At 59.3% G+C, this 6628-nt stretch carries 8 protein-coding genes and 1 pseudogene; 2 read left to right on the plus strand and 7 right to left on the minus strand.

The window, feature by feature from the left end; all coding sequences use genetic code 11:
• Window positions 1–14 precede the first annotated feature (14 nt).
• A complete protein-coding gene (locus tag ACWTU9_RS32820) occupies window positions 15–1232 on the plus strand; it encodes an ISNCY family transposase (RefSeq protein ID WP_455861955.1) in 1218 nt (405 codons plus the stop codon).
• 1343 nt (window positions 1233–2575) lie between these two features.
• Window positions 2576–3031: a MucR family transcriptional regulator gene (locus ACWTU9_RS32825; RefSeq protein ID WP_455861949.1), complete on the plus strand. Its 456-nt coding sequence runs from the start codon at window positions 2576–2578 to the stop codon at window positions 3029–3031.
• 150 nt (window positions 3032–3181) lie between these two features.
• Here the strand turns inward: ACWTU9_RS32825 and ACWTU9_RS32830 are convergent, their stop codons facing one another.
• The 7 genes and pseudogenes from ACWTU9_RS32830 to ACWTU9_RS32860 all read right to left on the minus strand — a co-directional run.
• Entirely contained in the window at window positions 3182–3394 is a 213-nt protein-coding gene (locus ACWTU9_RS32830; protein ID WP_455861950.1) for a cold-shock protein, read from the minus strand.
• 396 nt (window positions 3395–3790) lie between these two features.
• Window positions 3791–3910: pseudogene (locus tag ACWTU9_RS32835) on the minus strand (arsenate reductase (glutaredoxin)); the annotation flags it as partial.
• A 964-nt stretch (window positions 3911–4874) separates the two neighbouring features.
• On the minus strand, window positions 4875–5030 hold the full coding sequence (locus ACWTU9_RS32840; protein ID WP_455861951.1) for a hypothetical protein: 156 nt from the start codon (window positions 5028–5030) through the stop codon (window positions 4875–4877).
• A gap of 471 nt (window positions 5031–5501) precedes the next feature.
• Complete coding sequence (locus ACWTU9_RS32845) at window positions 5502–5843, minus strand: DUF3307 domain-containing protein (protein WP_455861952.1); 342 nt, start codon at window positions 5841–5843, stop codon at window positions 5502–5504.
• Between the two features lies 1 nt (window position 5844).
• Entirely contained in the window at window positions 5845–6087 is a 243-nt protein-coding gene (locus ACWTU9_RS32850) for a hypothetical protein (protein ID WP_455861953.1), read from the minus strand.
• Window position 6088: 1 nt separating this feature from the next.
• A complete protein-coding gene (locus ACWTU9_RS32855; RefSeq protein ID WP_455861954.1) occupies window positions 6089–6301 on the minus strand; it encodes a hypothetical protein in 213 nt (70 codons plus the stop codon).
• A gap of 178 nt (window positions 6302–6479) precedes the next feature.
• Window positions 6480–6628 (minus strand): KUP/HAK/KT family potassium transporter (locus ACWTU9_RS32860; RefSeq protein WP_455861956.1); only part of this gene is annotated, 149 nt, incomplete at its 5' end.

Here is a 6628-nt window from a genome sequence, read left to right on the forward strand (position 1 = left end):
ATTTGCTTGGCTTGGTGGCTCGCGATTTGGTGCGGGTCGGGGTCAAGGCCACCGGGCGGCGGGGCCTGCCAGCTGAAGCAGTGCTACGCTGCGCTCTGCTGAAGCAATATCGGCAACTGAGCTACCAGGAGTTGGCCTTCCACCTCGAGGACTCAGCCTCGTTTCGCGCCTTTGCCCACTTGCCGTTGTCCTGGAGCCCGCAGAAGTCGGTGCTGCAAAAGACGATCAGCGCGATCCGGTCTGAGACTTGGGGAACAGATCAATCGCATACTGCTATCGGGTGCCCGGCAGGCGAAGCTCGAAGACGCGCGGTCGTGCGGCTGGACAGCACCGTGACCGCCGCACTTATGCACGAGCCGAGCGACAGCAGCCTGCTTTGGGATGCTGTACGGGTCATGGTGCGGCTTTTGAAGCGGGCCGATAGCTTGGTCGGCGGCGCCGGCTCATGGCGCGATCATTGCCGTGCAGCCAAGAAGCGTGCCCGCAAGATCCAGTTCACGCACGGTCGACCCAACCGGGTCCAACTCTATCGCGAGCTGATCGCAATCACTCGCGCGACCCTGGCCTATCTGAAGCAGGCGACCGAGCGATTGGCCGTGGCGAGCACATCGTCCATCGCCCTGTGGCAGATCCAGGTTCGCCATTATCGGCCGCTGGTCGAACGGATTATCAGACAGAGCGAGCGGCGGGTGTTGGACGGCGAGCCGGTACCGGCCGGCCAGAAGTTGGTCAGCCTGTTCGAAGAGCATGCCGATATCATCGTCAAAGGCAGCCGCGATACCGAATACGGCCACAAACTCAACCTCACCACCGGCAGGAGCGGCATGATCCTCGACCTGGTGATCGAAGCCGGCAACCCGGCCGACAGTGAGCGCTTGCTGCCGATGCTGGAGCGCCACATCGCCTTCTATGGGCATGCGCCGCGGCAGGCGGCGGCCGATGGCGGCTTCGCCACTCGCAACAACCTGGCCACAGCGAAGGCGTGGGGCGCCTGCGACATGGCCTTCCACAAGAAGGCCGGCCTCAGGATCGAGGACATGGTCAAAAGCAAGTGGGTTTATCGCAAGCTGCGCAACTTCCGCGCCGGCATCGAAGCTGGCAAATCATGCCTGAAGCGCGCCTACGGCCTGGCGCGCTGCACCTGGCGGGGCCTTGATCACCTCAAGACCTACGTCTGGTCCTCGGTCGTGGCCTACAACCTCGTCCTCTTCACGCGCTTCACGGCGACCTGACGCCGATCCGCATCGGAGTAGGATTGCGCCTAGGACACCATTTCGTCGACAACCCGCCCGCCTGATCCCATACTGCGCCATCACAGCGCTCCAAGCCCAGCACAAGTCCTTGCAATCGCTGCAAAATACTTGTGTCTTAACCATGTCCGAACAGCCTGCAGCGGGCCGACGCCGCCCCAGACGCTTCAGGCGGTTTGACGATGGGGTCTACGGTGCAGGCTTCATCTGCTACACGCTTCACCCTGCGGGCAGCAGACTGCGAAGCCTCCACCGCTACGAACAGCTCGCGACGGAGGGTTGATCGCGGGACCTGTCCGCCATTTCTGGCACAGGAACCCTGCAGTCGGCTCCTGTGTGTCGTGCCGCCCATCTCTCGACCGCATCATTGCCCTCGTTCTCTTTCAGCCGGCCGTTCCTCCCGACCGCCGGTTCGATGATGATGATCCCCTGTCGAGAATATCTTTGTTGTCGCATGACGGTCTGAGCCGTCTCGTGGTCGTTCACCAGCCTCGCAGCGATATGTCAGAGGCATTGAAGCTGCGAGCGACATAGCATCTGTGTTGTTGGTTTCGATCTGACCCTGACGATCTGACGCGCGCAGCTCAATTGAGCCTTGTCCGAACACCGGCCGCGACAGCTAAGCGGCGCCAATTCTACTGTGCGATGAGCGTAAAGAATATGACAGGGCAGACCACAATAATCAGGTTGGGGCTGAAGACTTTTTAGCGAACTCGCAAAAAAGGAAACGACAGCCCTTCCAATTTGCAGTCGCAGTCGGGACCCGTTTTTTTTATTGAGAAGGTTGCCAGCCGTTTGCCGCTTCCGTCAGCTATTCGCCACGCAACGTATGTGGCTGCCCTTCAAGAACCGGACGCTAAGGTGTCCGATGACGCCACTGAGCGAGTTCGCTGTGCCGAACCCAAGCACCGGCCCGCTGTCGAGGTGTGGCATCCGCGGCAGCGTCGCGGGCCCGATGCTGTCACAAATCCCCCTTGTGCGCGGTGGTCGGCATCAGCCTCAAAGCGGAAAATGACGTCGTCGTTCTCTCTTGAGCCGCACCGCCCTCGTTCGCCTTGAGGAGACGAGGGCTACTCGGTATCCCAAACATAGGAGCGACACGCCCGGTGATTGGCGGCCCCGTGCTTACTTGGCCAAGCGGTCACCAGTATATATCCTGCACGCGACCCGCGACACCGACGTTTTTTCTTGCGACCGGCACGGTTCTTGAAGTTAGTAGACGGATCACGCGCAGGTATCGACCGCGCGTCATTGCGCTTGGGTCGCGGCGTTTCTAAAAGGGGAAGCTTCGTCCACTTGTTGATCATGGCAAAAGGAGCTTTGCGGTGACAGAGGAAGCCCAGGACAATACTGTCCTCGTTGAGCTCACAGCCGATGTCGTTTCGGTGTATGTCTCGAACAACCCGGTTCCGGTCGGCGAACTTCCGTCCTTGATCGGCCAGGTGCATGCAGCACTGAAGAGCACGGCCGGTGGCGAGGCCCGGGAGAAGCCGGAAGTTCTCAAGCCTGCCGTGCCGATCAAGAAATCGGTCATGGCGGACTACATCATCAGCCTGGAGGACGGGAAAAGGTTCAAGTGGCTGAAGCGGCATCTGTCGACCCACTACGGCCTAACGCCGGACGAATACCGCGCCAAATGGAGTTTGCCGGCGGATTATCCGATGGTGGCGCCAAACTACGCCGCCGCACGCTCGGCATTGGCCAAGACCATGGGTCTCGGCCGCAAACCCTTGCCAACGGAAGGGCCTGCGAAGCCGATACGCAAGGAGCCGACAGGCTGATTGATCGGCGGGGCGGTCGTTCAGGCGCATAGCAGCCGCCCGGACCGTATGCCGAACACCAAAAAAATGCGGCGACCCCCCGCCTCGCTTCAGATTCTCGTCCTGCCAGAGTCGCCGCGACTTCCGCGTCCTTCCAGCTTGCGCCGGCGATCAACCTGCTTTGCTAAGATTTCCGGCCGAGGATTTCCCGCTGCGGCGATCCTGCTCGATCTCATAATTGATCTTCTGGCCGTCGGCGAGGGTCGAAAGACCGGCGCGCTCGACGGCGGAAATGTGGACAAACACGTCTTGGCCGCCGGCATCGGGCGTGATGAAGCCGAAGCCCTTGGTGCTGTTGAACCACTTCACGGTTCCAGTCGCCATACTGTATTCCTTCCTAACGATTGATGATGGCTTGGCCTTAAAGCCAAGCCACTTCCATAGGCGCAGCAAAAGCCAGAAATCGCAAGACCTGGGTCGATGGATCGAAAAAGCATTGCCGCATATGGAGTCCGAGCTGCCCGGTGTAGCATCCGACCGCCATCATCCTATCTATCGGGTCCAGCCTTATATCTCCTTTGCACATCAGAGGCGCCCAACTTTCGGAGAGTGTCCGGAGAATGCCCGTCTCAGGCGGATTGGACGGGAACGGGCGACCCTATTTCCTTGGAGGATAGCCACGCGACCATGCGCGTCTTGATTGGGTTGGGATTTGTAGACCCCGATTGGCCCAGAGGAACATCTGAGTTCAGGCCGGCGGCACGCCTGAGCTGCATAGGAGACCTGCTCGCCGTCTTCCTTGGCGAATTCGCGCACCGGATTCTCGAGGAGCGGCAGGACCGCCTCCTATGGCCGGCAGAGCCTCCTTCCCTTTGGCGTTTCGACGATCGGCCGCTGAATGCCAAGTCACCAACCAGACATGCGCTGCGACGTCACATTCCACGATCTGCCGACCTATTGAATCTGATATTCCCGGACAAACTGCAAAGAAATCCACAACCATGGGAGGCAGCGCTTGCCGCCTGTTTGCGGCTCGGCCAAGCAATCCGAATTTTGCGATTCAAGCTTGTTTATAACAACAAAATGTGAGAGTTCTGCGCCGCCGAAATTGGCTCTTGGGATTTACTATTATCGGTAAAAAACAGCTGGAGGCGCGTAAGTATTGCTGGGCGGCGTTTTGTGATCTCACTGCTCGGTTGCTCGATTCCTTAACGGCCCTGCCAAAGCGGGTTTTTGCCCTTATTGAATCGGTTGAAACGGCATTTAGCGTGTCTTCGCTTATAGGAATAATTGAAGGGGCCCATGAAACAGTCAAAAAAGTTGGATAACTTGAAGTTTGTCCAAGCAATGCTGAGAGAGATTCGTCAGACGGTGCAGGCTGACGGGGAAAGCCTACTGACCTATTTGGTCGAGATGGCTTACTTGGAGGCCAGCGACCTAATTAGGACGAGCTGGGCCTTGCAAGGCAACAATGGCAAGCCTGACGCCTAACGTGGCGACACAACCAAGGGTCCGCGCGAGGGAGCGGACCTATGGAAACTTTCAAGGTTGAGGAGACTTTCAAGGAGGAGATGGATGGCGCAAAAGCAATCCGTAGCGCGGCAAGACGGTCATTTGGGATGACCCCTTGGGCTTCCACCAGCGAGGTATGAACACCGGCCTGGCGATCGAGCCGGATAGAAAAACCGCGTCCGATATCTTATTTGGATCAAAGAGCCGTATACATACATCCCCACGAACAAGGGGCAGTGAGCCACTCAGTAAAACCGCACCGGCCTCTCGGACCAGAATCGGCGCTACTTTCATACAATCGAATTTGAAGGTATCATCCTGACGGCGGAGCGACAGACTGAAATTCCAGAAGTCAATGAAGATGCGAACCCGGGCAGGCTTCATCGAAACGCCCGACATAAGGCCGCGGGAGGTCGCGTCCCGACAGGTGTAGCTCGGCGGTAGCGAAGTCGCTCGCGAGCGCGCCCTCAACAGCGCTGTCGCGAGCGAGCGGCTTGGCGGTGATCATCGATGTTCTCCGACAAGGGTCGGGGTGCTGACACCAACCTGTTCGCAGGAACCGCCGATAACCGACGACATAATTCAGCTTGGGCACGTTCATGGAAAAGCCCCCCGATGCCGATCTGTTGCCGCGATCGTCGCAGCAGACAGGCTTGCGGCTTCGACTCTTCCCGGCCGATCGGATGTTCAACGACAAAATGGCCGCCCGACGTCTGGCCGGGCGAGCGCGAGAGGACCTGTCAGGGCTATTGTTTGACCGTTTGACCAGTCCCTAAGTGTTAGCGTCCGGGGCGCGGCCGGCCATGGCATCATCGATCTGCTCGCCTTCGGTTGTGGGCTTGGTGCCCGCCGCGATCTGATTGAGCACGTTCAGCCTTGGCCCCGGTGATGCGTCCATGCATCCACGCGACGGCGGCGCCAACAATGCCGACGCCCGCGAGGATGATCGGATTGGAAAACAGGCATGCGAGTAGAGCAGTCATGAGAATGTTCCCCAATGTATCGAGATGACCACCCAGCAGAGTTTGCAGGACATATGCAGAGATTGGTCCATGTCGTAAGAAATACGCCCCATGCACTTCGCATCGTCGATGAGGCCGTGAGCGACGAACTCTGCGAGACCGAGCGCGAGACTGCCGGTTATCAGGCCGACCACACCGCCGTGGATTGCCGCGTGGGGGAGAAGGCCATGGTACCAGGGAATGCCCGGAATCGGGTTGGCGCGGTTCTTGGCCCTGGCAAGGAAATCGCTCTGAAGCGGATAGTCAGCCAGTGCGTGACCGGCCAGAAGAAGCGCAATCATGGTTAGTAACGCGGTCATCTCACTGCACCTCGCCATTGTTGGGGTTTCTGCCGAGAGTGGGATCGTCCCGGCGGCGCGAGTGCTCGGTCAGCACGCCGACCGACTGCATGTAGGTCGGGAGCCATTTTGGCGAAACGTAGCGTTGGAACAGGTCGGGATCGAGCGACAGCAAGACGCGGACCTTGATGCCGTTGAAGGCCTGTAAGCAGGCCAGGAAGATGCTCTCGCTGTTGAGAAAGAAGGTTTTGATCTTGGTCCACATGTCATTCGCTTTTCTCAGAAAATTGGCGCAGCAATCCAGCCGGCTGGTCGGCGGTGATCGGAACGGCGACGGTCTTGCCTTCGATTGTCAGTGAGCAGCGGATCGTTCTGCATGGATCCCCTTCTTGCGCTGCTATGGTGATTGTTGCAGCGCTCGTCGCCGGGAGTGCACGGGCCAGTTGGCCTTTCTCCGCAGCGGAGTAGGCCCAGCGCAAGTGGACGTTTCGTCCGTTCCGATGCTGGAGGTGGCGTAGTTCACGCCGGCGCGTACATCGATGCGACCTCTGGCGGCCCCGTGAATCAGAACTCGGGGCAGGACCAACTCGGTCTATGAGTTGCAACCTAGTGCAAGCGCCCCGGCAACGACGTTGATCGGGCACATCTAGGCGAGAGCTAGACAAGTACCTGCGTGCCGATCTCGACCACGCGTCCGGTCGGGATCTGGAAATACTCCGTCGCATCCGCTGCCGTCCGCGCCAGCCCGATGAACAGCTTGTCCTGCCACACCGGCATGCCGGAATTGGGTGATGCCTTGAGCGAGC

The sequence above is a fragment of the Mesorhizobium sp. 128a genome (assembly GCF_053848025.1).